Consider the following 26,365-nt stretch of genomic DNA (forward strand, 5'->3'; position numbering starts at 1 on the left):
TCGGCATTCCCCGCCGGCGTCAGCCGGCCGTCGCCCGGAACAGCGCGACCGCGCCGCGGATGCGCACCCGGTACTCCGGGAAGTACTTCGCCAGCTGGCGCTCCAGACCCTGCGGATCGTCGCCCTGGTTCTGGAAGTTGCCGCGCCGGTGCTGCTCCAGGAGCAGCTTGTGCGTCAGCCGGTTCATCGGCACGCCCTCGGCCAGCACGGTCGTGCCGAACAGCACGCCGCCGGGGCGCAGCGTCTGCGCGACGTGCTTGAGGATGACGCCCTTGCCGTCCCAGCCGCCGGGGATGGTGTGGAACACCAGGTTCATGGCGGCCGAGTCGAAGTGCTGCGCGGGCAGCGGCAGCGGCTCCATCAGGTTGGCCCGGCAGGTCCGCGGGCGGTAGCGGGCGATCCGCGCCGCCGACATGTCGAGGCACTCCTGGTTGAGGTCGAGCAGCGTGATCTCCGGATCGGGGTCCGGGAACCGGCACTTGTCGACGAAGTAGCCGGTGCCGGGCCCGATGTCCAGATGGCGCCGGCCGACGGAGGTGTCGTAGAGGCGGCGCATCACGTGCGCCGGGCAGCGCCACACCGCCGAGCAGAACAGCCCCAGCACCCACTTGTCGTAGATCGCCAGCTTCCCGCGCGTGTACACCTCCTGGGCGTGTGCGATGCGGGGATCGAGCCGGTCGGGCGCGAGGTCGGTCATGTGGGTCTCCGTTCAGATCGCCAGTTCGATGCCGTAGTGGCGCAGCCAGGTGTTGAACTGAAGGGCCATTTCCAGGTGCATGCGGCTCGGCCAGTCGTGCGCGTCGCCGGGGTGGTCCAGGGTGCGCCGCACCGCCTCGTGGTTGAGGTACGGCTGGATCGGCGCGCTGTCGTCGGCGGCCAGGGCGGCCAGCTCCGCGTGGAGCATCCTGGTGTACGCCGGGTCCTGGGTGACCGGCCACGGGCTCTTCTTGCGCTCGAGGACGGAGGACGGCAGCAGGTCCCGGGCGACGGCCCGCAGGAGGGACTTCTCCTGACCGTCGAAGGTCTTGAAGCTCCACGGGGTGTTGTAGAGGTACTCCACCAGCCGGTGGTCGGCGTACGGCACGCGCAGCTCCAGGCCGTGCGCCATGGAGAGCCGGTCGCCGCGGTCGAGGAGCATCGGCAGCCACCGGGTCAGGGTGAGGTGGCCGATGGTGCGCATCCGGGCCTCCTCGGGGCTCTCGCCCGTCTGGTGCGGCACCTGCGCGACCGCCTCGCGGTAGCTGTCGGCGTAGTGACCCGCCATGTCCAGCTTCTCCAGGAAGCCGACGGCGAACAGGTCGCGCCCCTGGCCGCCCCGGTTGCTCGGGTGCAGACCCTCGTTGACCACCCAGGGGAAGACGTCGGCGGCCACGCACTCCGGCTTGAACATCCAGTTGTAGCCGCCGAAGATCTCGTCGGCGACCTCGCCGACCAGCGCCACGGTCGAGTGGGTCTTGATCTCGCGCGAGGTCAGGTAGTTGGAGGTGTCCATGTCGCCCAGCGTGGACGGGGCGTCCTGCGCGAGCACCACCTCCCGCCGGGTGCCGGGGTCCATCAGGGCGTGCGGGTCGAGCCGGATGTTGACGTGGTCGGAGGAGACGTGCGCCGCGACCTCGGCCGCGTACGGCTCGTCCGGCGAGAACCGCACGTCGTCCTTCCGGAAGTTCTCCACGTAGCCGTCGAAGGTGGTGACGAAGGTCCGGATCCGCTCGCCGTCCTGCTTCCACCGCAGGCCGGCGGCGACCGCGGTGACCGTGCTCGAGTCCAGGCCGCCGGAGAGCGCGGTGCACAGCGGCACGTCGGCGACCAGCTCGCGCCGCACGATGTCGTCCAGCAGATCGCGCACCGTGCCCACGGTGTTCCGCAGGTCGTCGGTGTGCTCGCGCGCCGTCAGCGTCCAGTACGTGCGCAGCCGGGCGCCGTCGCGGCCGATGGTCAGCGTGTGGCCGGGCAGCAGCTCCCGCATGTCCCGGAAGACCGCCCGGCCCGGCTGCTTGGCCACGGTGAACAGCTCGCGCAGGCCCTCCAGGTCCACCACCGGGCGGACCGCGGGGTGGGCGAGCAGCGCCTTGGGCTCGGAGCCGAACAGCACGCCCTGCGGGAGGGCGGTGTAGAACAGCGGCTTCACGCCCAGCCGGTCGCGCACCAGCACCAGCTCGTCGCGGCGCACGTCCCAGATGGCGAACGCGAAGATGCCCTCCAGGCGCGAGGCGAAGGACGGCCCCCACTCCAGGTACGCCTGGAGCGCCACCTCGGTGTCCGTGCGGGTGCGGAACCGGCGCCCGCGGGCCTGGAGTTCGCCGCGCAGCTGCTGGAAGTTGTAGATCTCGCCGTTGTGCACGATCACGGCCGCCGTGCGGCCGTCCTCCTCCACCGCCAGCGGCTGCGCGCCGCCGGCCACGTCGATGACCGCCGTCCGGGTGTGCCCGAGCGCCGCGTGGCCGTCCAGCCACAGCCCCTGGCCGTCGACGCCGCGGGCGGCCAGGGCGTCGGTCATCGCCTGCAGCACCGGCCGTTCCCCTGCGAGGTCCCGGCCGAAGTCCACCCACCCCGTGATGCCGCACATAGGCGTCCCCTTCGTCGATTGCGCTACCGCCCCGAGCGTCCGGCAGCCGCTTCGAGTACTCCTCGACCGCCGGTGGAACCCGCCGTCGCGACCGAGCACCGTTCCACCCGGATTCGAGCCGGCGCCGGGAGGCTGTCGGCGGCCGGAGCCCCCGACGAGAGGTGGACAAGGATGAACGCGCAGGACGGCCCTCCGCAGCCCGCGGGCATGGACGGATGGTTCGACCGCGGCCTGCCGCCGCGCCAGCAGGTGCTCGGATTCGTCTACGCGAAGTGGGCGATCGGCGCGCTACGGGCGATCGTCGAGGTCAGGGTGCCCGACGCGCTGGCCGACGGCCCGCGCACGGTGGCCGAGATCAGCGCCGCGACCGGCACCGACCCCGACGCCCTCTACCGGGTGCTGCGGGCCGTCGCCGCCGCCGGCGTGCTCCACGAGGGCGAGGACGGCCGCTTCGCGCTGCTGCCGGTCTCCGAGGGCCTGGTCTCGGGCGCCGAGGGCGGCATCCGCGACATGTTCCTGTTCGCCTCCGACCCGATGCTCTGGCGTCCCTACGAGAACGTGGCGCACACCCTGCGCACCGGCGGATCGGCGTTCACGCACGCTTTCGGGATGCCGTTCTACGCGTACACGAAGGCCAACCCCGAGAAGGCGGCGGTCCTCGACCGGGCGATGCTGCAGAACAGCTACCCCGGCACGGAGCGCGTCTTCGACGAGTTCGACTTCGGCAGGTTCGCCAGGATCGCCGACGTGGGCGGCGGGCGCGGCCACTTCCTCGTCGAGCTGCTGCGCCGCCACCCCGGCACCACGGGAGTGCTGGCCGACCAGCCGCACACCGTCGCCGAGGCCAAGGAGGTCCTCGACGGCTCCGGTGTGGAGGACCGCGTCACCGTCGCCCCGATCGACTTCTTCACCGAGGTGCCGTCGGGCTGCGACGCGTACTTCGTCAAGAACACGCTGCACAACTGGGACGACGACAAGGCCGTGCTCATTCTGCGCAGCATCCGCGCGGCGATCGGCCGCACCGACGCCCGGCTGCTGATCATGGAGAACCTGCTGCGCGGCCCGGGCGAGTGGGACATCGGCAAGCTGATCGACGTCGAGTCGCTCGCCGTGCTCGGCGGCCGGGAGCGCGGTCGCGCCGAGTGGAACCGGCTGGCCGCCGACGCCGGATTCGCCCCGGCCAACGATCCCGCGCCCGGCGACGTCGCGCTGCTCGAGTACCGGCCGGTGTGACGAGCATGTCGATGCCGCTTCCCGACCCGATGACCTTGCCGGCGCGGCGCGGTTGCCCGTTCGACCCGCCCGAGGAGTACGCGCGGCTGCGCGCCGAACGGCCGATGAGCCGGCTGCGGCTGCCCGGCGGCCGGATCGGCTGGCTGGTCACCCGGTACGAGGACGTGCGGGCCGCGCTGGCGGACCCGCGGACCAGCCCGCCGCTGATCCAGGTCACGCCGGCGACCGAACTCCCGCTCCCCGAGGACGAGCTGGACGTGCCGCCCGGCGTCTTCTCGGCGCTCGACCCGCCGGAGCAGAGCCGCTACCGGCGGCAGGTGAGCCGCTACTTCACCCGCAAACGCTGCCGTGAGATCACGCCCCGGCTGGAGCAGATCATCGACGAGCAGCTGACCGCGATGACCGAGCACGGCTCGCCCGCCGACCTGGTCCAGTGGTTCGCGCAGCCGATCCCGACCAGGGTCATCACCGAGATGCTCGGCATCTCCGAGGCGGAGCGCCCGGACTACCAGCGCTGGATCCTCGCGATGCTGTCCCTGGACACCGCCGAGGAGCCGCTGCGCGAGGCCCGGGACGGACTGTACGGCGGCCTCGCCGAGCTGGTACGGGACCGCAGGGTCCGGCCCGGCGAGGACATCCTGAGCGACCTCCTGCACGGGGCCGGCTCGCTGACGGACGAGGAGGTCGTCGGGATCGGCGCGCTGCTGCTGATCGCCGGCCTGGAGACGACCGCGAACATGCTCGGGCTCGGGGCGTTCGCGCTGCTCCGGCACCCCGGACAGCTGGCGGCGCTGCGGGCCGCCGACGAGAGCCTGTGGGACACCGCGGTCGAGGAACTCCTGCGCTATCTGACCATCGTCCAGTTCGGGCTGACCCGTACGGCCCGCGAGGACCTGGAGGTGGCCGGGCAGAAGGTGCGGGCGGGGGAGACCCTGATCATCTCGCTCGCCTCGGCCAACCGCGACGCGGCGGTCTACACCGCTCCGGACCGGCTCGACCTGTCCCGCGACGAGGCGCCTCATCTGGCCTTCGGGCACGGTGTGCACCAGTGTCTGGGCGCCCAACTGGCCCGGTTCGAGATGAAGCTGGCCTTCCGCGCGCTGCTGCGCCGGCTGCCGGACCTGCGCCTCGCCGTCCCTCCGGAGCAGGTCCCGACGGCCGGCGAGGACAAGGTGTTCCACGGGGTGCACTCGCTCCCGGTCGCCTGGTAGCGGCGGCCCAGGGCCCGTCCGGCGGATCAGGGTCGCGGCCGCCCCTGATCCGCCGGACAGCCCCCTAGCCGCGCGACGGGTCGTCGACGGTGGTGTGCCGGCGCTCCTTGAGCGCGCGCCGGGCGTCGTCCAGGTACTCCCGGGAGAGCATCGCGGACACGATGGCCACGCCGCCGCGGTGGACCCGGATCTCGCTGTCGACGGCGGTGCCGTACAGGTGGATCCGGCGGCCCGTCTTGCCGTCGGGGCCCTGGGCGTCCTTCAGCCGGCCCTTGGCGGGCCAGGTGACGTCCCCGTCGTCGAGCACGTCGCCGTCGCCCACCAGCAGCTTCAGCGTGCTGTGCCGCAGGTCCACGGTGATCTGCAGGTCCTGGGGGACGTCCGGGGCGCGCAGGTCGAGCACGATGCTCGCGTCCTGGCCGCGGACGTCGAAGGCGTCGGCGGCCGTCCATGTGCCCAGCCGCTTCGTCACGGTGCCACGGGCGGTGATGCGCTCGGTGGTGGTCATGTCGGTGGTCCTTTCGGTCGGCCCGTCGTGTCTTCTGCGTGCCGGTTCGCCGTCTTGCGGCTCTTTCGCCGGCCTCTCACGCCGGCCCCTCAATGGTTGCACAGCAACTAGTGTCAGTGCAACTAGTTACGGTGGGGCTTAGACTGCCGCCATGTCCACCTCCACACCGCGCAGTTCCCCGCTCGCCCTGACCGTCCTGTCGCTGCTGCACTACCGGCCGCTGCACCCGTACGGCATGCAGCGGCTCATCAAGGAGTGGGGCAAGGACCAGGTCGTCAACGTCGGCCAGCGCACGAGCATCCACCGGACCGTCGAGCGGCTCGTCGCCGCCGGTCTCGTCGAGGTGCACGAGGTGGAGCGCGACGAGCAGTACGCCGAGCGCACCGTCTACCGGATCACCGAGGAGGGCCGCCGGGTCGCCCGTGAGTGGCTGCTCGACATGCTCGGCACGCCCAAGGCGGAGTATCCGCAGTTCCCCGTCGCGCTCTCCTTCGCGCTGATGCTCACCCCCGAGGAGGCGCTCACCGTCCTGGACGGCCGCGCCGCGGCCCTCGCCCGCACCGTGGACGCCCTCGACGCCCGGCTCGCCGGCGAGGGCGACGACGGCCTCGGCCGCGTCATCTGGCTGGAGACCGAGTACCAGCACGCCATGGCCGCGGCGGAGCTGCGCTGGCTCAGCGCCGTCACCGACGACCTGCGCGCCGGACGCCTGCGCTGGTCGTGGGAAGAACTCACCGGCCTCGCCGGACCCGGAGCCGGCTAGGGGCCTGACCGGTCGAGAGCGGCACCAGCCTCCTTCGAGTGCGCGTCACTACCGTCCCGAGCCGACGGACGACGCGGCGAGAGGGAGAGCGATGCGGCAGGAACTCCGCGAGATCTGCGCACCGGTGCTGCACGAGGTGCTGAACCATCCGTTCTGGACCGGCCTGCGCGACGGGACGCTGCCCGCCGCAGCGCTGGCCCGGTTCGTCCACCAGGACACCGCCTACCTGCTGCCCGCCTACGCCCGCGCGCTGGCCCGCTGCGCCGCCGACGCCCCCGACGACGCCGGCGCCCGCCTGTTCGGCCAGTCCGTCGTCGGCACCCTGGACGCCCGCGACGGCCTGCGCGCGGCCTACGCCGCCCTCGCCCCCGGCCTCGGGCTGCCCGGGCCGGACGCCGCCGCGGAGCCCGTCGCGCCGGCGGTGGCGACCCACGCCGCCTTCTTCACCTCCGCCGCGGCCTCCTCGTACCACGCCGGCGTCGGAGCGCTGCTGCCCATGGTCTGGTTCAACGCCGAGGTCTCCGACCACCTGCGCGACCACGCCGTACCGGGCACCCGCTACCTGCCCTGGATCACCGCCTACCACCCCGGCGAGTCGTACCGCTTCGCCGTCGAGGCCTTCTCCGAGCTGGCCGACCGGCTCGGCGAACGGTCCTCACCCGCGCAACGCCGCCTGATCACCACGCACTTCGCCCTCGGCATCCACCACGAACTCGCCTTCGCCGACGCCTGTGCCGCACCGGCCGCGCGGCCGGCCGGAAAGGGTGCGCAATGACCGTCTCGAACCTCGACCTGATGGACCCGAAGTCCTTCGCCGACGGAGTCCCGTACGAGCACTTCCGCCACCTGCGCGACTCCGCGCCGGTCAGCCGCGGCAAGGACACCGACGGCGAGCCGCTGTGGCACGTGGTGCGGCACCAGGACGTGTCCGCCGTCTCCCGGGACGCGCGGACCTTCTCCTCCAGCCCGACCACCATGACCTCGATCCGCAAGGTCGACCCGAGCCCGCCGATCATCACGTTCCTGGACGGCGCCGAGCACACCCGGGTGCGCAAGCTGACCTTCAAGGTGTTCGCGCCCGCCCGGCTGGCCGCCCTGCGCGCCCCGATCCGCGGCATCGTCGACTCCCTCCTCGAAGAGGCCCGGGAGAAGGGCGAGTTCGACCTCGCCGAGGACATCGCGCTGCGCCTGCCCTTCGAGGTGCTGCTCGAACTGCTCGACATCCCGCGGCAGGACCGCGCCACCATGCTCGGCTGGGCCCGCCGGACGGTGAACCTCGGCGACCAGGAGTACGGCGACGACGCCGGGCCCAACCCCTTCCAGCAGATCCACGCCTACCTGCACGACTTCGCCCACCACCGGGCCGCCCACCCCGCCGACGACTGCTTCTCGCTGCTGCTGAACGCCCGCCTGGACGGCGCGGAACGGCTCGGCCTGCCCGACCGGCTCACCCCGGACGAGGTCGGCCTGTTCGCCTCCACGCTCATCACCGCGGGCATCGAGACCACCTACTGCTCCGTCACCGGCGGCGTCCTCGCCCTGCTCGACCACCCCGGTCAACTCGCCCGGCTGCGCGAGGACCGCGGCCTGCTGCCGGGCGCCGCCGCCGAGGTGCTGCGCTGGGTCACCCCGGTCACCCACTTCGCCCGGCGCGCCGTCACCGACACCGAGATCGCCGGGCAGCCGGTGGCGGCGGGGGAGAAGGTCGTCGTCTGGTACAGCTCCGCCAACCGCGACGAGCGGGTGTTCACCGACCCCGACCGGTTCGACCTCGGCCGCACGCCCAACCCCCAGCTCAGCTTCGGCGGCGGCGGACCGCACGTGTGCATCGGCAACGGCCTGGCGGTCCTGGAGCTGCGCGAGTTCCTGGACGGCGTCGCCGACCTGCTGCCCCGGCTGGAACTCGTCGAGGCCCCCGCCCGCCCGGAGACCAACTTCATGAACAGCGTCAAACACCTGCGCGTGCGCCTGCACTGACCGGCGCCGGACCCCAGGAGACCCGATGACCACCGGCACCGCCCCGACCACCGGCACCGCCCTCATCACCGGCGCCAACCGCGGTATCGGCCGCGCCGTCGCCGCCGAACTGCACCGGCGGGGCCTGGACGTCGTGCTCACCGCCCGCGACCCCGAACAGGCCCGCGCCGCCGCGGCGGAGCTCGGCACCCGCTGGACGGACCTCGACACCACCGACCCGGACAGCGTCGCCCGCGCCGCGAAGACCGTCGGCCCGCCGGACATCCTGCTGTGCAACGCCGGCGTGCTGCTCGACGCGGGCACCGACCCCCTCGCCGTCCCGCTGGAGCTGGTCGAACGGACCCTGCGGGTGAACCTGCTGGGCACCTGGCGGGTGCTGCAGGAGTTCCTGCCGGCCATGGTCCGGCGCGGCAGCGGCCACGCCCTGGTCGTCTCCAGCGGCACCACCGCGGAGTTCGGCGGCCGGCTGTTCCCCGGCACCCCCGGCTACTCGCTGTCCAAGAGCGCGCTCAACGGCCTCACCACCCTGCTCGCCGCGACCACCGAGGGCACCGGCGTCCGCGTCAACGCCGTCAACCCGGGCCGCGTCCGCACCCGCATGATGCCGGGCCCCCACCAGCCCCCCGAGCAGGCCGCCCGGTACATCGCCGACGTCGCGACGCAGCCGCACGGCGGCCCCACCGGACACTTCTTCGCCGCACACTCATCCACGTCACAGGAGTAGCCATGCGATTCGACCTGACCGGCAGAACCGCCGTGGTCACCGGAGCCGGCAGCGGGATCGGGCTGGCCTGCGTGCGCGCCCTCACCGAAGCGGGCGCGCGGGTGCTCGGCGGCTCCCGCACCGTCGGCCCCGACCTGCGCGCCGCCACCCCGTACACCCGCACCGTCGACCTGGCCACCGAGGACGGCGCACGGACCCTGATCACGCACGCGCTGGACGAGTTCGGCGGCGTCGACATCCTGGTCAACAACGTCGGCGGCGGCGTGAAACTGGCCACGGGCTTCCTCGACATCGACGACGACACCTGGCGCGAGGCGTTCGGCCTGAACGTCCTCACCGCGATCCGCACCACCCGCGAGGCACTGCCCAGCCTGGTCGAGCGCCGCGGCGCCGTCATCAACATCGGCTCGATCAACGCCACCCTCGCCGACCCGCGTCTCGGCCACTACTCGGCCGCCAAGGCCGCCCTCGCCAGCGTCGGCAAGTCGCTGGCCGCGGAGTTCACTCCCAAGGGCGTCCGCGTCAACACCATCTCGCCCGGTCCCGTCCGCACCCGGGTGTGGACCAACCCGCAGACCGCGCGCAGCGCCGGACTCACCCCCGAGGAGTTCATCGAGGCCGTCCCGAAGATGACCGGCCTGGCCACCGGCCGCATCATCGAACCCGAGGAAGTCGCCACCCTGGTCGTCCTCCTCGCCTCCGGCAAGGTCCCCAGCATCACCGGCTCGGACTACACCATCGACGCCGGAATGACCCGCCCGGCCCTGCGCTGATCCGCCCGGCCCCGAGCGCACCGGCTTCACGTGCTTCGGCGGCTCCCGACGCGCCACGCGCCATGCGCCACGCGCCCCGCCTCCCGCCGGAGCTCCGGCGGGAGGCGGGGCGCGCGGGTCCGGTCCGGAGCCGGAGTCAGACCTGGCCCTCCGGGACCAGATCCGTGCGGCTCGCCGGGCCGGGCTGGGCCCGGTGGGTGCGGGGGCGCATCCCGAACGCCGTCACGAAGGCCGCCGCGAGCAGGCCGGCGGCGAGCCAGAAGGTGACGCGGAGGGCGCCGTCCGCGCCGTACCGCTCGTCCGGCAGGTAGCTGAAGAAGACCGTGCCGAGCAGCGCGTAGCCGATGCTGTTGCCCAGCTGCTGGAAGGAGTTGAGCAGGCCCGAGGCCGCGCCGGTCTCCGGCAGGGCGACCATGCCGAGCGAGATGTCGTAGTACGGGGTCAGCACGCCGCCCATGCCGAGGCCGAGCAGCGAGAGCGGAACCAGCAGCTGCCAGGTGGTGACGGCGTGGCCGCGCGAGACCACCGCGATCACCCCGACCGCCCCGGCCACCAGCAGCGCGAGGCCGCCCAGCAGGGTGCGCCGGCCGCCGAGGCGCCGTACCAGCAGGTTCCCGGCGACGGCCGATCCGACGGCCGAGCCGAGCGTCCACGGCAGCATGGCCAGGCCGGCGCCCAGCGCGGTGAAGCCGTGCGCGGTCTGCAGCTGCACCAGGAGCGCGAACATCATGCCGCTCAGCGCCGTGTAGTACAGCACCCCGAGCAGCAGCGCGGCGACGAATCCGCCGTGGCGGACCAGGCGCGGCTCGATCAGCGGTACCCGGCCGGCCCGCGCCCGTCGGCGCTGGTGGACGCCGAGCACGACCAGCACCGGCAGCGCCGCGCCCATGCTGACGAAGCACCACGCCGGCCAGCCGTCCGTGCGCCCCTGCATCAGCGGGTACGCGACCAGGACCATCGCGCCGACGGCCAGCGCGGTGCCGATCCCGTCCAGGCGGCGTACGGACGCCCCGTCGGCGGGCGGCTGGTCGGGTACGTACCGCACGGCGCCGAACAGGGCCAGGACACCGAGCGGCAGATTGACGAAGAACACCGCGCGCCAGCCGAGACCGAACAGGTTCCCGGTCGTCAGCGCACCGCCAAGCACCGGCGCGACGATCGCGGCGACGCCCACCACCGGGCCCATCAGACCGATCGCCTTGGGCAACTCGCGCGGCGGGAACAGCTCGCGCATGATGCCGAGTCCCTGGGGCACCATCACCGCGGCACAGGCCCCCTGCGCCATCCGCGCGACGATGATCATCCCCGGGTTCACCGCGAGACCCGCGAGCAGCGAGGCGCAGGTGAACCCCGCCGTGCCGATCAGCAGCATCCGCTTGCGGCCGGCGATGTCCCCGAGCCGCCCGCCGGTGATCAGCAGGGAGGCGAACGCCAGGGCGTAACCGGCGCCCATCCACTGCAGGTCGGTGCTGCTGCCGTGCAGTCCCTCGCCGATCGCCGGAGCGGCCGTGTTCACCATCATGCCGTCGAGCAGGTCCATGCAGTGGGTGGTCAGGATCGCCGCGAGGGCGTACCAGCGCAGTCTGTCCGTGGGAGTGGGGTCCATGGCCGAGCCTTTCGGGAATCGATGACGCGAATCTGGCGCGAACTGTGCGGCCGGCAGCTCCACAACCGGTCAAGCCGCGCTCGAGCGCCGTTCCCGAAGGTGGGGCCGGGACCCGGCCGACGGGGCCCTGCCGCACGACGTACGAGGGGACATGCCATGGATCTGGGACTGGCGGACAAACGGGTACTGGTCACCGGCGCCACGAGGGGTATCGGCCGGGCCACCGCGAAGGCCTTCGCCGCCGAGGGCGCGCGGGTCGCGGTCACGTACAACCGGTCCGAGCACGCCGCGAAGGAACTGGTCGAGGAACTCGGCGGCGCCGACCGCGCCTGCGCGCTCCACTACGAGCTGGCGGACCCGGCATCGGTCGCCGCGACGGTGAGCGCCGTCGAGGAGCGGTGGGGCGGCGTCGACGTGGTGGTCGCCAACGCCCAGACGTGGGTGTGGATGAACCCCGAGGAGATGGTGCCGTACCACGAGTTCCCGATGGACTTCTGGCTGAGCCGCTACCGGGAGAACGTCGAGGGTCATCTCTGGACGGTGCGTCAGGCCCTCGGCGGCATGCGCGAACGCGGCTGGGGCCGCATCGTGCTGCTGTCCTCGGTGACGGCGACGCACGGCAATCCGGGCTCGGAGATCTACAGCGCCGCCAAGGCGTCGCTGCACGGCTTCGTCCGTGGCCTGATGTGGACGGGCGACGGCGTGCTCGCCAACGTGGTCGCGCCCGGCGGCACGCTCACCGAGAGCCTCGACGCGGTCGACCCGGCGCTCCTGGAGAAAGCGGTCGCGGACACCCCCAGCGGCCGTCTGAGCACGGCGGACGACGTGGCCAGGCTGATCGTCTTCCTCGGCTCGGCGGCGAACGGGAACGTCAACGGCCAGATCATCCACCCCGCCGGCGGCCGGTGATCCGCTTCGCGTTCGAGGGCGGCTCGACTCCCGTTCGAGCGGCTCTCGGCCGGGCGACCACACCATCTCAGCCACGCTGAGACAGCGTCACGCAAGCAGAAGGAGCACCAAGCATGCGATCCACCCGTATACCGAGAACAGCGGCCGCGGGAGCGGCGATGGTCCTCGCCCTGTGCGGCACCCCGCTCGCCGCGGCCGCCCCCGCCTACGCCGACGGCCGGCAGTACTACGTCGACTGCTCCGCCGGCGACGACTCCGCGGCCGGCACGTCCGCCACGACCGCCTGGCGCAGTCTCGCCAAGGTCAGCGGCACCACCTTCGGCCCGGGCGACTCCGTCCTCCTGCGCAGCGGCGTCACCTGCAACGGCGTCCTCGCACCGCACGGTTCCGGCACGGCCACCGCGCCGATCACGGTCAGCACCTACGGCGGCAGCGCCCGCGCGTTCCTCGCCGGCGGCGGCGCCCGCGCCACGGTCTACCTGCACAACGTGCAGGGCTGGGAGCTGCGCAACCTCGACGTCTCGGACACCACCACCCGGGACTCCACCGCGCGCACCGGCATCTACGTGCTGCTCAGCGACTACGGCACCGGCAGCCACTACGTCATCGACAACGTGAACGTGCACGACGTCACCGGCATCGACAGCACGGGGCCGGACAACGAGGACAGCGGCGGCATCGTCCTGAAGGCGGCCGGCTCGGCCAAGCCGACCACCTTCGACGGCATCACGGTGTCCAACAGCACCGTCTCCGGCACCGACGGCTACGGCATCGCCACCGAGTCCCAGTGGTCCAAGCGCGCCCTGTTCCCGGCCGGCGAGAACAGCTACGTGCCGATGACCAACGTCCGCATCACCGGGAACCGGCTGTCGAACCAGGGCGGCGACGGCATCGTGGTGCAGAACGGCACCGCCCCCAGGATCGACCACAACGTCGTCGACGGCTTCGGTCTGCGCGCCACCGCCTACCACTCCGGCGTCTGGGTCTGGAACTCCGACAAGGCCGTGATGGAGTACAACGAGGTCTCGCACGGTGCCTCCGCGCCGCCGATGATGGCCTTCGACGCCGACGGCGCCAACTCCGACGTCACCTACCAGTACAACTACAGCCACGACAACGGCGGCGGCTTCCTGGCCTTCTGCACCGCGCCCGGCCAGCTGAGCGACGGTGTCGTCGTCCGGTACAACGTCAGCGTCAACGACCACGACGCCAGCTACAACGGCTTCACCTTCCCGGTGATCTTCAACGGCTGCGGCGTCACCATGACCAACCTCGCCTTCTACGGCAACACCGTCCACACGTCGGTCGCCAAGGCGCTGATCGGCAACTACGGCCAGAGCGTGGTCAATTACCACGACAACGTCTTCGTGGGCGCGCCGGGCGGCTCGACGATCAACGACACCGTCAGCACCTTCAAGGGCAACGTCTACTACAACATCGCCCAGGTCCCGGCCGGCGACACCGGCCCGGTGAGCAAGCGCTAGTACCGCAAGCGCCAGTAGGCCGGCGTCAGTACCGCCGGCGTCAGTACCGCAAGCGCCAGTACCGCGCAGCATCGCCCGCGTACCTCCCGTACGCGGGCGATGCTCTGCCGTCGTCAGCCCCGCGCCCGCTTGATCGACCACTCCGCGATCCGCAGCGACATCTCCACCCCCTCGGTCGCGTACTCCACCATCGCCTTCTGGTAGTCGCCGACGGCCTCCGCCAGTTCACGCTCCCCGCGGTCCACCGCGGCCAGCAGGCCGCTGAGCGCCGCCGCGTCCCGCGCGGCGGTGTTCGCGCCCACGCCCCCCGACGGCGGCATCGCGTGCACCGCGTCACCGAGGGGCACCACCGGGCAGGTGTCCCACGCCTCCACGGGCCGGGTGGCCCGCAGCGCCACCGCGAACGACGTCGCGGGATCGGCGAACCGGAAGATCTCCCGCAGGTCGGGGTGCCACGCCCGGGTCCGTTCGACCACGAACGCGCACAGCTCCTCGCCGCTCAGCGCGAAGAACTCCTCGTCGGTGAGACCGAGGTCCGCCAGGTGCACGTTGAACACGGACATGTAGTAGTCGTCGCTGTCCTGGAGCCCCGCCCCCGGCCACAGCCGGGCGGCCGCCCGCGACGGCCGCTCGCGGAACAGCATCGGCATCAGGCCCAGGTGGTGGCCGTCGGTGCCGATCACATAGCTGAAGCGGTCCCGCAGCGCCTCCGGCAGCCCTGCCTCGATGGCCTCCTGCCGCGGAATCCGGGAGAAGATCGTCCGGATGCCCAGGTCCTGGGGGTTGTCCCAGGGCCGGAGCTGGGCACGGACCCGCGAGTTGGTGCCGTCCGCCGCGATCAGCACATCACCGACGGCCTCGCTGCCGTCCGCGAAACGGGCGGTCACCCGCCCGTCGGGCGTCCGCTCCAGCTGCTCGAAGTTCTTCCCGAAGTGGACGACCTCGTCGAGACCGGCCAGCAGGATCCGCCGCAGCGTCACCCGGTCCACGGCATCGATCTTGTCGTCCCGGCCGGCCCGCGGGTCCTCGAAGGCCGGCGCCCACTGCGCCGTCAGGTGCTCGTCGTAGGCCGCCAGTCCGCTGTCGTCGCGGGCGTTCGCCGTCGCCGCGAGCAGCTCGGTCAGCCGCGGCGGCAGACAGGCCCTGAGCGCCGCCTCGCCCTCGGGGCTGATCCGGAGCCGGTAGCCCTGCCGGCGCCCGTCGGCCGACTCGTCGCGCTCGTACACCTGGACGTCGACACCGGCCCGCCGCAGCCCCTGGGCCACGCAGAGACCACCGATACCGCCGCCGATGACCAGGACCCGGATGGGTGATCGGCTCGTCGTCACCGCCATGGACACCTCTCTCGTCGCCGTGAACTCGCCGTGAAGCCGCAGCCTCGTCGCCGAGTGGAAGCCGCTGCGGGGAAGCCGCGGCGTGGTCGCCGCGCACGGAACCACGGCAGCATGCGCCGTCCCGCTCAGGTCTGGCTGGAGGCGCCCGCTCCGCCGCCGCGTCGAGCGGAACTCGAGCCCGCTTGAAGAGTTCCCGCCCACCCTGTGCGGACCCAGCAGTCCACGGCCCCGCGAGCTCCCGGAGGAATCGTGTCCCGTCGTCTCTTCACCTCGGAGTCCGTGACCGAAGGTCACCCCGACAAGATCGCGGACCGGATCAGCGACACCGTCCTGGACGCGCTGCTCGCGCAGGACCCCGGGTCCCGCGTGGCGGTCGAGACCCTGATCACCACCGGCCAGGTCCATCTCGCCGGCGAGGTCACCACCACGGCGTACGCCGACATCCCCGGCCTGGTCCGCGCGGCCGTTCTCGACATCGGCTACGACTCCTCGACCAAGGGGTTCGACGGCGCCTCCTGCGGCGTCTCCGTCTCGATCGACGCCCAGTCGCCCGATATCGCCCAGGGTGTCGACCAGGCCCACGAGCACCGTGTCGACGGCCTCCAGGACGAACTCGACCGGCAGGGCGCCGGCGACCAGGGCCTGATGTTCGGCTACGCGTGCGACGACACCCCCGAACTGATGCCGCTGCCCATCTCCCTGGCGCACCGGCTCGCCCAGCGGCTCACCCAGGTCCGCAAGGACGGCACCATGCCGTACCTGCGGCCCGACGGAAAGACCCAGGTCACCATCGAGTACGACGGCGACCGCGCGGTCCGTCTCGACACCGTGGTCGTCTCCACCCAGCACGCCGCCCACATCGACCTCGACGCGCTGCTCGCCCCCGACATCCGGGCGTTCGTCGTCGAACCCGTCCTGGCCGACGCCGGCATCGACACCACCGGCTACCGTCTGCTGGTCAACCCCACCGGGCGGTTCGAGATCGGCGGCCCGATGGGCGACGCCGGCCTGACCGGCCGCAAGATCATCGTGGACACCTACGGGGGCTACTCCCGGCACGGTGGCGGCGCCTTCTCCGGCAAGGACCCCTCCAAGGTGGACCGCTCGGCGGCGTACGCGATGCGCTGGGTCGCCAAGAACATCGTCGCCGCCGGACTCGCCCGCCGGGCCGAGGTGCAGGTCGCCTACGCGATCGGCAAGGCGGAGCCCGTCGGCCTGTTCGTGGAGACCTTCGGCACCGAGACCGTCCCCGTAGCGAAGATCCAGGAGGCCGTCGGCCAGGTCTTCGACCTGCGGCCCGCCGCGATCATCCGCGACCTCGACCTGCTCCGCCCGATCTACGCCCGCACCTCCGCATACGGCCACTTCGGCCGGGAACTGCCCGAGTTCACCTGGGAGCGCACCGACCGGGCGGACAAGCTCCGCGCCCTCGCGCTGGCCTGATCACCCGCCATGCCGCCGTAGCCGTAGCCGTAGCCGTAGCCGCAGTCGTTCCCGTCGCCGTTGCCCCGAGGAGGCACCGCCGTGCACATCGCCGTCACCGGTCCGATCGCCACCGACAGCCCGGTGGGTGGGCCATGAGCCCCCTCACGCAGGCGCAGCGCGCCGACGCGCTGCGCGAGGCCCTCGCCACCCGGGTGGTCGTCGCCGACGGCGCGATGGGCACCATGCTCCAGGCCGCCGACCCGACGCCGGACGACTTCCAGCAGCTGGAGGGCTGCAACGAGATCCTCAACGTCACCCGGCCCGACCTCGTCCGCGCCGTGCACGAGGCGTACTTCGCGGCCGGCGTCGACTGCGTGGAGACCAACACCTTCGGCGCCAACCACGCGGCCCTCGGCGAGTACGACAGCGCCGACCGGATCTTCGAGCTGTCCGCGGCCGGCGCCGCCGTGGCCCGCGAGGCCGCCGACGCCCACCAGGACGGCCGGGTCCGCTGGGTGCTCGGCTCCATCGGACCGGGCACCAAGCTGCCGACCCTCGGCCACGCCCCGTACGCGACCCTGCGCGACGGCTACCAGCGCAACGCGGCCGGCCTGATCGCCGGCGGCGCCGACGCGCTGCTCGTGGAGACCAGCCAGGACCTGCTCCAGACCAAGGCCGCGGTGCTCGGCTGCAAGCGCGCCCTCGCCGAGGCCGGGCTCGACCTGCCGGTCTTCGCGCAGGTCACCGTGGAGACCACCGGCACCATGCTGCTCGGCTCGGAGATCGGCGCCGCGCTCACCGCGCTGGAGCCGCTGGGCATCGACATGATCGGCCTCAACTGCGCCACCGGCCCCGCCGAGATGAGCGAGCACCTGCGCCATCTGTCCCGGCACGCCCGAGTCGGCCTGTCGTGCATGCCGAACGCGGGTCTGCCCGTGCTCGGCAAGGACGGCGCCCACTATCCACTCAGTCCCGGTGAACTCGCCGACGCGCACGCCGAGTTCACCGAGGAGTACGGCGTCTCGCTGGTCGGCGGCTGCTGCGGCACCACCCCCGAGCACCTGCGCGCCGTCGTCCGGCGCGTCCGGGGGCGCGCCGTCACCCCGCGCCGGCCCCGGCCCGAGCCGGCCGCCTCCTCGCTCTACCAGCCGGTGCCGTTCCGCCAGGACACCTCCTACCTGGCCATCGGCGAGCGGACGAACGCCAACGGGTCGAAGAAGTTCCGCGAGGCCATGCTGGCCGAGGACTGGCAGGGGTGCGTGGAGATCGCCCGGGAACAGATCCGGGACGGCTCGCACCTGCTCGACCTCTGCGTCGACTACGTCGGCCGCGACGGCGTGGCGGACATGAGGGAGATCGCCGGGCGGCTGGCCACCGCGTCCACGCTGCCGGTCGTGCTGGACTCCACCGAACCCGAGGTGCTGCGCGCCGGACTCGAGGTGCTGGGCGGCCGGGCCGTGCTGAACTCGGTGAACTACGAGGACGGCGACGGCCCCGACACCCGGTTCGGGCGCATCGCCGCACTCGCCCGCGAACACGGCGCCGGCCTCGTCGCGCTCACGATCGACGAGGAGGGGCAGGCCCGCACCGCGGAGAAGAAGACGGAGATCGCCGAGCGGCTCATCGCGCAGCTCACCACCGAGTACGGCATCGAGGAGTCGTCGATCCTGGTGGACTGCCTGACCTTCACCCTGGCCACCGGTCAGGAGGAGTCCCGCCGCGACGGCATCGAGACCATCGAGGCCATCCGCGAACTCAAGCGCCGTCACCCCGAGGTGCAGACCACCCTCGGTCTGTCCAACATCTCCTTCGGCCTGAACCCGGCGGCCCGGCAGGTCGTGAACTCGGTGTTCCTGCACGAGTGCGTGAAGGCGGGCCTCGACTCCGCGATCGTGCACGCCGCCAAGATCCTCCCCATGGCACGCATCCCGGAGGACCAGCGGGAGGCCGCGCTCGACCTGGTCCACGACCGCCGCAGGGAGGGGTACGACCCGCTGCAGCGACTCCTCGAGCTGTTCGAGGGCGTCTCCGCCTCCTCCAGCGCCGCGTCCAAGGCCGAGGAACTGGCGGCACTGCCGCTCGGGGAACGCCTCGAACGGCGCATCGTCGACGGGGAGCGCGGCGGCCTGGAGGCCGACCTCGACGCGGCGCTGGCCGAGCGCCCGGCGCTGGAGATCATCAACGACACGCTGCTGTCCGGGATGAAGACCGTCGGCGAGCTGTTCGGCTCCGGCCAGATGCAGCTGCCGTTCGTGCTCCAGTCCGCCGAGGTGATGAAGGCCGCGGTCGCGTACCTGGAGCCGTACATGGAGAAGGCGGCCGACGGCGGGAACGCGGCGGGCAAGGGCACGATCGTGCTGGCCACCGTCAAGGGCGACGTCCACGACATCGGCAAGAACCTCGTCGACATCATCCTGTCCAACAACGGCTACGACGTCGTCAACATCGGCATCAAACAGTCGGTGTCGGCGATCCTGGAGGCCGCCGAGGAGCACGCCGCCGACGTGATCGGCATGTCCGGTCTGCTGGTGAAGTCCACGGTGATCATGAAGGAGAACCTGGAGGAGCTGAACCGGCGCGGGCTGGCCGCGAGATATCCGGTGATCCTCGGCGGCGCGGCCCTGACCAGGGCCTATGTCGAGCAGGACCTGCACGGGATCTACGACGGCGAGGTCCGCTACGCCCGCGACGCCTTCGAGGGGCTGCGCCTGATGGACGCCCTCATGGCCGTCAGGCGCGGCGTCCCGGGCGCGACCCTGCCCGAACTGCGGCAGCGGCGCCACCCGCGCACCGAGGTCGTCCAGCCGGAGGAGCCCGGCCGCGGACACGTCCGCTCCGACGTGGCGGTGGACAACCGGATCCCCGTACCACCGTTCTGGGGCGACCGGATCGTCAAGGGCGTCCCGTTCGCCGACTACGCCTCGTGGCTCGACGAGGACGCCCTGTTCAAGGGCCAGTGGGGGCTGAAGGCCCCGCGCGCCGGGACCGGCCCCTCCTACGAGGAACTCGTCGAGACCGAGGGCCGGCCGCGGCTGCGGATGTGGCTGGACCGGCTGCAGACCTCGGGCTGGCTGGAACCGGCCGTCGTCTACGGCTACTACCCGGTCAACTCCAAGGACGACGAGCTGATCCTCCGCGACGAGGACGGCTCCGAACGCACCCGCTTCGCCTTCCCCCGCCAGCGCCGCGGCCGGCGGCTGTGCCTGGCCGACTTCTTCCGCCCGGAGGAGTCCGGCGAACAGGACGTGATCGGCCTGCAGATCGTCACCATGGGCAACCGGGTCTCCCAGGCCGCGGCCGAGCTCTTCGAGGCCGGCTCCTACCGCGACTACCTCGAACTGCACGGCCTGTCCGTCCAGTTGACCGAGGCCCTGACCGAGTTCTGGCACGCCCGGGTGCGCCGCGAACTCGGCTTCGGCGACGAGGACCCCGAGGACCTCCGCGACATGTTCGCCCTCAAGTACCGCGGCGCCCGCTTCTCCCTCGGCTACGGCGCCTGCCCCGACCTCGAGGACCGCGCCAAGATCGCCGGACTGCTCCGCCCCGAGCGGATCGGCGTCGTCCTCTCCGAGGAGTTCCAGCTGCACCCGGAACAGTCCACCGACGCCTTCGTCGTCCACCATCCCGAGGCCACGTACTTCAACGCGCGGTGACGCCCGGCCTCGTGACCGCCGCATGACCACCGCCCCGACCGTTCGACCGACCCGATCCCCAGGAGTGCCGGATGCCTTCCCCCTTTTCCGACTTCAAGGTCGCCGACCTGTCCCTGGCCGAGTTCGGCCGCAAGGAGATCACCCTCGCCGAGCACGAGATGCCGGGGCTCATGGCGATCCGTCGCGAGTACGCGGACCAGCAGCCGCTGGCCGGTGCCCGGATCACCGGCTCGCTGCACATGACCGTGCAGACCGCCGTCCTCATCGAGACCCTGGTCGCGCTCGGCGCCGAGGTGCGCTGGGTGTCCTGCAACATCTTCTCCACCCAGGACCACGCGGCGGCGGCGATCGCCGCCGCCGGCATCCCGGTCTTCGCCTGGAAGGGCGAGACGCTGGAGGAGTACTGGTGGTGCACCGAGCAGGCGCTGACCTGGCCGAACGCCGACGGTCCCAACATGATTCTCGACGACGGCGGCGACGCCACACTCCTCGTCCACAAGGGTGTCGAGTACCAGAAGACAGGCGTCCTGCCCGAGGCGTCCAACGAGGAACTCGCCGTGGTGCGGGCCCTGCTGGAGAACAGCACGCTGGACTGGTCGGCGATCGCCGCCGGTATCCGTGGCGTGACGGAGGAGACCACCACCGGTGTCCACCGCCTCTACGAGATGCACCGCGAGGGCGCGCTCCTCTTCCCGGCGATCAACGTGAACGACGCTGTCACGAAGTCGAAGTTCGACAACAAGTACGGCTGCCGCCACTCGCTCGTCGACGGCATCAACCGCGCCACCGACGTCCTCATCGGCGGCAAGACCGCCGTGGTGTGCGGCTACGGCGACGTCGGCAAGGGCTGCGCCGAGTCCCTGCGCGGCCAGGGCGCCCGCGTCATCGTCACCGAGATCGACCCGATCTGCGCGCTGCAGGCCGCGATGGACGGATTCCAGGTCACCACCCTGGACGAGGTCGTCGAGACCGCCGACATCTTCATCACCACGACGGGCAACAAGGACATCATCATGGCGTCCGACATCGCCCGCATGAAGCACCAGGCGATCGTCGGCAACATCGGCCACTTCGACAACGAGATCGACATGGCCGGCCTGGCCCAGATCCCCGGCATCGTCAAGGACGAGGTCAAGCCGCAGGTCCACACCTGGACCTTCCCCGACGGCAAGGTCGTCATCGTCCTCTCGGAGGGCCGCCTGCTGAACCTCGGCAACGCGACCGGACACCCGTCCTTCGTGATGTCCAACTCGTTCGCCAACCAGACGATCGCCCAGATCGAGCTGTTCACCAAGACCGAGAGCTATCCGGTCGGCGTCCACGTCCTGCCCAAGCACCTCGACGAGAAGGTCGCCCGCCTCCACCTCGACGCCCTCGGCGTCAAGCTGACGACCCTCCGCCCCGAGCAGGCCGCGTACATCGGCGTCCCCGTCGAGGGCCCGTACAAGCCCGACCACTACCGCTACTGACGGAGAGCGCCATGACATCGTCGACATCGTCCGCAACCGTCCGGCCCGCGGTCGATCCGTCCCGGACCGCCCCGCCCACCCTGCTGGGCAGACCCCGCTGGTTCGTCACCCTGTTCGCCACGGACATGTGGGAGAGGTTCAGCTTCTACGGAATGCTGGCCATCCTCTTCCTGTTCGCCTCCGCCCCGGCGGCGAAAGGCGGCCTCGGGCTGACGAACTCCGACGCCGGCATGCTCTTCGGCATCTACACCGCCGCGATCTTCCTCGCCTCCCTCCCCGGCGGCTGGCTCGGTGACCGCGTCTTCGGCAGCTACCGGGCGACCCTGTACGGCGCCGTGGTCATCGCCTCCGGACACCTGCTGATGGCACTGCCGACGGCGCCGACGGTCTACGTCGGGCTGCTCCTCATCGCCCTCGGCACCGGTCTGCTCAAGCCCAACATGGCAGGACTGCTCAGCGCCTTCTACCCGCGCGAGGCGACCGCCGAGCGGGACGCCGGTTTCGCGATCTTCTACACCTCCATCCAGATCAGCGGCCTGATCGCGCCCCTGGTCGTCGGCGGCGTCGGCGAGGGCCTCAACTGGCACGCGGGGTTCGGCGTCGCGGCGGTCGGCATGGGGCTCGGAGTCTGGCAGTACGTCCGCGGCTCGGCCTCCTTCGGCGAGGTCGGCCGCGCCGCCACCCGCCCGCTCGCGCCGGCCGAGCGCCGCCGCTTCCTCCGCCTCTCCACGGCCGCTGTCGCCGTACCGGCCGCGCTCTTCACCGCGGACGCGCTGGCCGGCACCTTCACCATCCGTCACGTCCTCACCCTGGTCGCGGTCCTCAGCCTCGCCGTACCCGTCGGCTGCTTCTGGACCCTGCTGCGCCACCGGGACATCTCCGCGCCGGAACGGACCCGCCTGCGCGCCTACATCGCGCTCTTCCTCGCCTCCGCCCTCTTCTGGGCCCTGCACGTGCAAGGGGGCTCGCTGTTCAACCTGTTCGCCCGGGACGCCACCGACCGCGACATCCTCGGCCTGCACCTCCCGGCCAGCTGGTTCCAGTCGGCCACCCCGCTGGCGATCCTGCTCTGCGCGCCCTTCTTCGCATGGCTCTGGGTGCGCCTCGGCGCGCGCATCAGCGCCACCGCGAAGTTCGCGCTCGGCATGTTCGCCATGGGCGGCTCCATGCTCCTCATGTCCCTGGCCGCCTGGCACGCCCACGCCGTCGGCCGGGTCTCCCCCCTCTGGCTCATCGGCACCTTCCTCCTCACCGGCGCCGCCGAGGCAGCCCTCGCCCCGGTGGGCATGAGCGTCGCCACAGCCATCGCACCGGCGCCCTTCCTCAGCCAGGTCGTCGGCGTCTTCTGGCTCTCCGCGGCCCTGGGCGCGGGGCTCGGCGGCAACGCCATGAAACTCGCGGGAACATCGACCCCGGGAGCCGGGCTTTTCCTCGTCCTGGGCGCAGTGGCGGTGGGCGCAGGGGCGGTGCTGCTCCTCGGGTCCCGGGCCCTGGCTCGGCGGTTGGGGCTCTGAGACGGCGCGGAGGGAGCCACCCGACCGTGAGGCCCTTCGCGGCCATCACCTTCGCGGCGACCTCGGGCTGCTCGGGGGGAGCCCGAGCGTGACGAGGGTCGCCGCCGCGGCCCGCCCGGAGGCGGGCCGCCCCGGCCGGGCGGTGAAGGACCGGCGCGGCCGGTGTGAACGGTGTTCCTCCGTTTCCCGGGAGCCGGATGCGGCGGAGGGCGTGGAGGCGCCTCCCGTGGTTCGCGGGTCGGCGAGGATCCGGGCGCAGGCGGCGGCGTCCGGGCGGGCCTCGGGGGACCGGTCGGTCATCGTCGTGAGCAGGCGGACGAGTCCCGCCGGGAGCCCGGACGGCAGCACCGGCGGGCGGTACAGATGCGCCAGCGCCGCCTCCAGCGGCGCTCCGCCGTACTCCGCCTCGCCCTTGAGGGCCTCGAGCAGCACCAGGCCGAGGCTGTACACGTCGGCCGCAGGCCCCGTCCTGCGGCCCAGGGCCTGCTCGGGCGCCATGTACGAGGCGGTGCCGACGAGGGTGCAGGCGCCCTCGGGGGCGTCGTCCGCGTGCTCGACGCGGCGTGAGATGCCGAAGTCCGTGAGGTGCGGGGTCTCCGACCGGTCCAGCAGGATGTTCGACGGCTTGACGTCGCGGTGGACGACGCCGTGGGCGTGCACATGGGCGAGGGCCGAGGCCAGGGCCACCCCCGTCCGGCAGGTCTCGGCGGGCGTGAGGACCCCGCGGGCGATCCGCCGCCGCAGGGTCGTCCCCCGGACGAGCTGCATCACCAGGAACGGCCGGTTCCCGTCGCGGCCCGTGTCGTAGAGGGTCACCAGGCCGGGATGGTGCATCCGGGCCAGCAACCGGGCCTCCTCGCCGCACTGGGCGTCGGTCCGGCGGGCGCCCGCGGGCCGGTACACCTTCACCGCCACGCGGCGCCGCAGCCGCAGGTCCAGCGCCTCGTACACGTCCGCAGCCCCGCCCCGGCCCAGGAGGCGGTCGAGCCGGTAGCGCCCGGCGACGGTACGGGCCGTCCACGTGACGTCCGCATGTACGGGCCTTGCTCGGAGCTGCATCGGGGCTCCCTGAGGGTGTGGCCGGCCCGCTGCCGACGGGCCGGGAATCGGGCGCGTCGCCCGCCGGTCGTGCGCGGGGCCGCGGCTGAACGCGTGCCCCGTCCGTCCATGAACATCCCCTGAAGGACGGCGAATCGACGGTCGGCATGCCCACGGGCCCGGGAGCGACCCGGTCCGAACGTCTCCGAGGACGGCCGAATGATCCCCGGAGACCCGGGTACGCGAACGCTGTCCAACCCGCAGGGGAGGAGCAACCAACCATGGGTCTGGGACTGTTCATCATCATGATCGCCGTCGGCGCCATCCTCACGTTCGCGACCGACTGGGAGCTCAAAGGGATCGACCTCGATCTGGTCGGCCTGATCCTCATGGGCGTCGGCCTGCTCGGAACCGCCGTCTACACCAGCGTGCTGCGCCGCCGTCGGATGGTGGTCCCGCCGGTGGCGCCCACGGTCACCGACGACGACCGTCGTGACCTGCTCTGAGACGGCCCGCGACCGGCGCCGCGCCCTGCACGAACACAGCGACAGAGGAGTGACAGCGATGACCGACCATCTGTGGTCCTTCAGTGCCGAGTCCGGCCACCTGGCGGGTACCGACCTCACCGGGTGGCGCGTCGAGGCCGCCGACGGGCACATCGGCAAGGTGGACAAGCACTCCGACGAGGTGGACGACTCCTACCTGGTCGTCGACACGGGCGCCTGGATCTTCGGCAAGGAAGTGCTCGTCCCGGCGCGGGCGGTGACCCGCGTCGACCTGGAGGAGCGGACCCTGCACCTCGCCCTGTCGAAGGAACAGGTCAAGGACTCGCCCGAGTTCGTCTCCGACAAGCACCTCGCGGACCGCCAGTACCGCGAGGAGATCGGCCAGTACTACCACACGGCCTGGCCCTTCGGCGGAGGCATGGGCGGCCTCTGACGGCCGCCGGCCCGCCCCCGGTACGCACAGGCTCAGCAGCACGTCCCCGACGGGGAGCAGATGCCCGTCCGAGAGAAAGGTGTGACCATGTCCAAGGTGGAGGAGTCGGTCGAGGTCGAGGTCCCGGTGCGCGCCGCGTACGACCAGTGGACCCAGTTCGAGACGTTCCCGCAATTCATGGACGGCGTGGAACGGATCGAGCAGCGTACGGACACGCTCACCCACTGGGTCACGGAGATCGGCGGGGCCCGGCGCGAGTTCGACGCCGTCATCACCGAGCAGATCCCGGACGAACGCGTCGCGTGGACGACGGTCGAGGGCGAGGCCCGCCAGGCGGGCGTCGTCACGTTCCACCGCCTCGACGCGACCCGGACGAAGGTCATGCTTCAGATGGACTTCGACCCCGAGGGGCTGACGGAACAGGCGGGCGACAAGCTCGGGTTCGTCAAGCGCAAGGTGGTCGGCGACCTCAAGCGGTTCAAGTCGTTCATCGAGGAGCGCGGCGGCCTGCAGACGGGCGGCTGGCGCGGATCGGTCTGAGGATCCGGCGCCGGTGCGGCGCGGCGGGGTACGCCGCGGGCCTGACTCCGCATCGTGCCGCGCCGGACGGAAGCCCCCGCGTCGACGGGGGCTTCCGTCGTGTCGGCCCGCTCCGGGGCGCCTCACGTCCGGGGGCCGCTGCTGCCCCGCGCTTCAGAGGAGGGTCTTCGTGATCGAACGGTACGGCGGGACGCCTGAGGACGAGCCGACGGAGGCGCGGCACGGCGGGAAGGCGGAACAGAGGCTGACCGACGGAGCCTGACCACAGAAGCTGACCGGAGCACCGCCCGGGAAGGGCCCCGCCCCGAGGCGCGTACGGCCCTGAGGCGCGTACGGCCCTGAGGCGCGTACGGCCGGGGACGCGTACCGGTCCGAGGCGCGTACCGGCCCGGGGACCGCCCCCGGCGGGGGAGCGCGGCGACGGAGAGGGGCGGCCCCCCGGGTGGCGGGCCGCCCCTCTCCGTGCCGGACGAGGTCCGTCGTCCGTCGGTCAGTGCTTGAAGACGTCCTTCGCCTTCTCCTTCGCGTCGCGCGCGTCGCCCTTGGCCTGTTCGGCCCGGCCTTCCGCCTCGAGACGCTCGTTGTCGGTCATCCGGCCGAGGGCCTCCTTGACCTTGCCCTTGGCCTGCTCGCCCTTGGCCTTCGCCTTCTGCTCACCGGACACGGGGGATCGCTCCTTCTTCGTGCGACACATCTGAC

General features: G+C 72.1%; 23 protein-coding genes. 16 read left to right on the plus strand and 7 right to left on the minus strand.

The features are described 5' to 3' along the window. Positions 1-19: 19 nt before the first annotated feature. On the minus strand, positions 20-697 hold the full coding sequence (locus ACIRSU_RS08770) for a class I SAM-dependent methyltransferase (protein ID WP_403790012.1): 678 nt from the start codon (positions 695-697) through the stop codon (positions 20-22). A 12-nt stretch (positions 698-709) separates the two neighbouring features. Then, entirely contained in the window at positions 710-2,566 is a 1,857-nt protein-coding gene (gene asnB, locus ACIRSU_RS08775; protein ID WP_403790013.1) for an asparagine synthase (glutamine-hydrolyzing), read from the minus strand. A gap of 171 nt (positions 2,567-2,737) precedes the next feature. Between asnB and ACIRSU_RS08780 the strand changes: the two genes are divergently transcribed. Further along, positions 2,738-3,799, plus strand: a complete 1,062-nt coding sequence (locus ACIRSU_RS08780) for a methyltransferase (RefSeq protein ID WP_403790014.1) — start codon at positions 2,738-2,740, stop codon at positions 3,797-3,799. Positions 3,800-3,804: 5 nt separating this feature from the next. Then, positions 3,805-5,010: a cytochrome P450 gene (locus tag ACIRSU_RS08785; protein ID WP_403790015.1), complete on the plus strand. Its 1,206-nt coding sequence runs from the start codon at positions 3,805-3,807 to the stop codon at positions 5,008-5,010. 64 nt (positions 5,011-5,074) lie between these two features. Here ACIRSU_RS08785 and ACIRSU_RS08790 read toward each other — a convergent pair whose 3' ends face one another. Next, a complete protein-coding gene (locus ACIRSU_RS08790; RefSeq protein WP_403790016.1) occupies positions 5,075-5,518 on the minus strand; it encodes a hypothetical protein in 444 nt (147 codons plus the stop codon). 151 nt (positions 5,519-5,669) lie between these two features. Between ACIRSU_RS08790 and ACIRSU_RS08795 the strand changes: the two genes are divergently transcribed. From ACIRSU_RS08795 to ACIRSU_RS08815, 5 genes are all read left to right on the plus strand, one after another. Next, positions 5,670-6,281: a PadR family transcriptional regulator gene (locus ACIRSU_RS08795; protein ID WP_403790017.1), complete on the plus strand. Its 612-nt coding sequence runs from the start codon at positions 5,670-5,672 to the stop codon at positions 6,279-6,281. A gap of 91 nt (positions 6,282-6,372) precedes the next feature. Further along, positions 6,373-7,056, plus strand: coding sequence for a TenA family protein (locus tag ACIRSU_RS08800; protein WP_403790018.1), 684 nt, complete (start codon positions 6,373-6,375; stop codon positions 7,054-7,056). Then, positions 7,053-8,258 (plus strand): cytochrome P450, encoded by a 1,206-nt coding sequence (locus ACIRSU_RS08805; protein WP_403790019.1) that lies wholly within the window; start codon positions 7,053-7,055, stop codon positions 8,256-8,258. The genes ACIRSU_RS08800 and ACIRSU_RS08805 overlap by 4 nt, the downstream gene beginning before the upstream one ends. 25 nt (positions 8,259-8,283) lie before the next feature. Further along, on the plus strand, positions 8,284-8,982 hold the full coding sequence (locus ACIRSU_RS08810) for an SDR family NAD(P)-dependent oxidoreductase (RefSeq protein WP_403790020.1): 699 nt from the start codon (positions 8,284-8,286) through the stop codon (positions 8,980-8,982). A 2-nt stretch (positions 8,983-8,984) separates the two neighbouring features. Further along, complete coding sequence (locus ACIRSU_RS08815; protein WP_403790021.1) at positions 8,985-9,755, plus strand: SDR family NAD(P)-dependent oxidoreductase; 771 nt, start codon at positions 8,985-8,987, stop codon at positions 9,753-9,755. 136 nt (positions 9,756-9,891) lie between these two features. Here ACIRSU_RS08815 and ACIRSU_RS08820 read toward each other — a convergent pair whose 3' ends face one another. Further along, positions 9,892-11,361 (minus strand): MFS transporter, encoded by a 1,470-nt coding sequence (locus ACIRSU_RS08820; RefSeq protein WP_403790022.1) that lies wholly within the window; start codon positions 11,359-11,361, stop codon positions 9,892-9,894. Positions 11,362-11,517: 156 nt separating this feature from the next. On the opposite strand from ACIRSU_RS08820, the gene ACIRSU_RS08825 reads away from it, so the two are divergent. Both ACIRSU_RS08825 and ACIRSU_RS08830 read left to right on the plus strand, forming a co-directional pair. Then, positions 11,518-12,270: an SDR family NAD(P)-dependent oxidoreductase gene (locus tag ACIRSU_RS08825; RefSeq protein ID WP_403790023.1), complete on the plus strand. Its 753-nt coding sequence runs from the start codon at positions 11,518-11,520 to the stop codon at positions 12,268-12,270. Between the two features lie 113 nt (positions 12,271-12,383). Further along, a complete protein-coding gene (locus tag ACIRSU_RS08830; protein WP_403790024.1) occupies positions 12,384-13,754 on the plus strand; it encodes a right-handed parallel beta-helix repeat-containing protein in 1,371 nt (456 codons plus the stop codon). 113 nt (positions 13,755-13,867) lie between these two features. On the opposite strand, the gene ACIRSU_RS08835 is transcribed toward ACIRSU_RS08830, so the two are convergent. Next, the gene (locus ACIRSU_RS08835; protein WP_403790025.1) at positions 13,868-15,088 is read right to left on the minus strand and encodes an FAD-dependent monooxygenase; all 1,221 of its coding nucleotides are present in this window, start codon (positions 15,086-15,088) and stop codon (positions 13,868-13,870) included. A 249-nt stretch (positions 15,089-15,337) separates the two neighbouring features. Here ACIRSU_RS08835 and metK point away from each other — a divergent pair, with 249 nt between their 5' ends. From metK to ACIRSU_RS08855, 4 genes are all read left to right on the plus strand, one after another. After that, the gene (gene metK / locus ACIRSU_RS08840; RefSeq protein ID WP_403790026.1) at positions 15,338-16,531 is read left to right on the plus strand and encodes a methionine adenosyltransferase; all 1,194 of its coding nucleotides are present in this window, start codon (positions 15,338-15,340) and stop codon (positions 16,529-16,531) included. A 134-nt stretch (positions 16,532-16,665) separates the two neighbouring features. Next, entirely contained in the window at positions 16,666-20,166 is a 3,501-nt protein-coding gene (gene metH, locus ACIRSU_RS08845) for a methionine synthase (protein WP_403790027.1), read from the plus strand. A gap of 71 nt (positions 20,167-20,237) precedes the next feature. Further along, positions 20,238-21,635, plus strand: a complete 1,398-nt coding sequence (ahcY, locus tag ACIRSU_RS08850; RefSeq protein ID WP_403790028.1) for an adenosylhomocysteinase — start codon at positions 20,238-20,240, stop codon at positions 21,633-21,635. Positions 21,636-21,646: 11 nt separating this feature from the next. Further along, the gene (locus ACIRSU_RS08855; RefSeq protein WP_403790029.1) at positions 21,647-23,149 is read left to right on the plus strand and encodes a peptide MFS transporter; all 1,503 of its coding nucleotides are present in this window, start codon (positions 21,647-21,649) and stop codon (positions 23,147-23,149) included. A gap of 45 nt (positions 23,150-23,194) precedes the next feature. Here ACIRSU_RS08855 and ACIRSU_RS08860 read toward each other — a convergent pair whose 3' ends face one another. Then, positions 23,195-24,208 carry a serine/threonine-protein kinase gene (locus ACIRSU_RS08860; RefSeq protein WP_403790030.1) on the minus strand — a complete coding sequence of 338 codons (1,014 nt, stop codon included), beginning with the start codon at positions 24,206-24,208 and terminating at the stop codon, positions 23,195-23,197. Between the two features lie 260 nt (positions 24,209-24,468). Here ACIRSU_RS08860 and ACIRSU_RS08865 point away from each other — a divergent pair, with 260 nt between their 5' ends. The 3 genes from ACIRSU_RS08865 to ACIRSU_RS08875 all read left to right on the plus strand — a co-directional run bounded on the left by ACIRSU_RS08865 (position 24,469) and on the right by ACIRSU_RS08875 (position 25,666). Continuing rightward, the gene (locus ACIRSU_RS08865) at positions 24,469-24,693 is read left to right on the plus strand and encodes a DUF6458 family protein (protein ID WP_403790031.1); all 225 of its coding nucleotides are present in this window, start codon (positions 24,469-24,471) and stop codon (positions 24,691-24,693) included. A gap of 58 nt (positions 24,694-24,751) precedes the next feature. Continuing rightward, positions 24,752-25,126, plus strand: coding sequence for a PRC-barrel domain containing protein (locus ACIRSU_RS08870; RefSeq protein ID WP_403790032.1), 375 nt, complete (start codon positions 24,752-24,754; stop codon positions 25,124-25,126). Positions 25,127-25,213: 87 nt separating this feature from the next. After that, complete coding sequence (locus ACIRSU_RS08875) at positions 25,214-25,666, plus strand: SRPBCC family protein (protein ID WP_403790033.1); 453 nt, start codon at positions 25,214-25,216, stop codon at positions 25,664-25,666. A gap of 490 nt (positions 25,667-26,156) precedes the next feature. On the opposite strand, the gene ACIRSU_RS08880 is transcribed toward ACIRSU_RS08875, so the two are convergent. Next, the gene (locus ACIRSU_RS08880) at positions 26,157-26,330 is read right to left on the minus strand and encodes a CsbD family protein (protein WP_403790034.1); all 174 of its coding nucleotides are present in this window, start codon (positions 26,328-26,330) and stop codon (positions 26,157-26,159) included. Between the last annotated feature and the right edge of the window lie 35 nt (positions 26,331-26,365).

Source organism: Streptomyces sp. NPDC101160, from assembly GCF_044768205.1.
Taxonomy (GTDB): Bacteria; Actinomycetota; Actinomycetes; order Streptomycetales; family Streptomycetaceae; genus Streptomyces.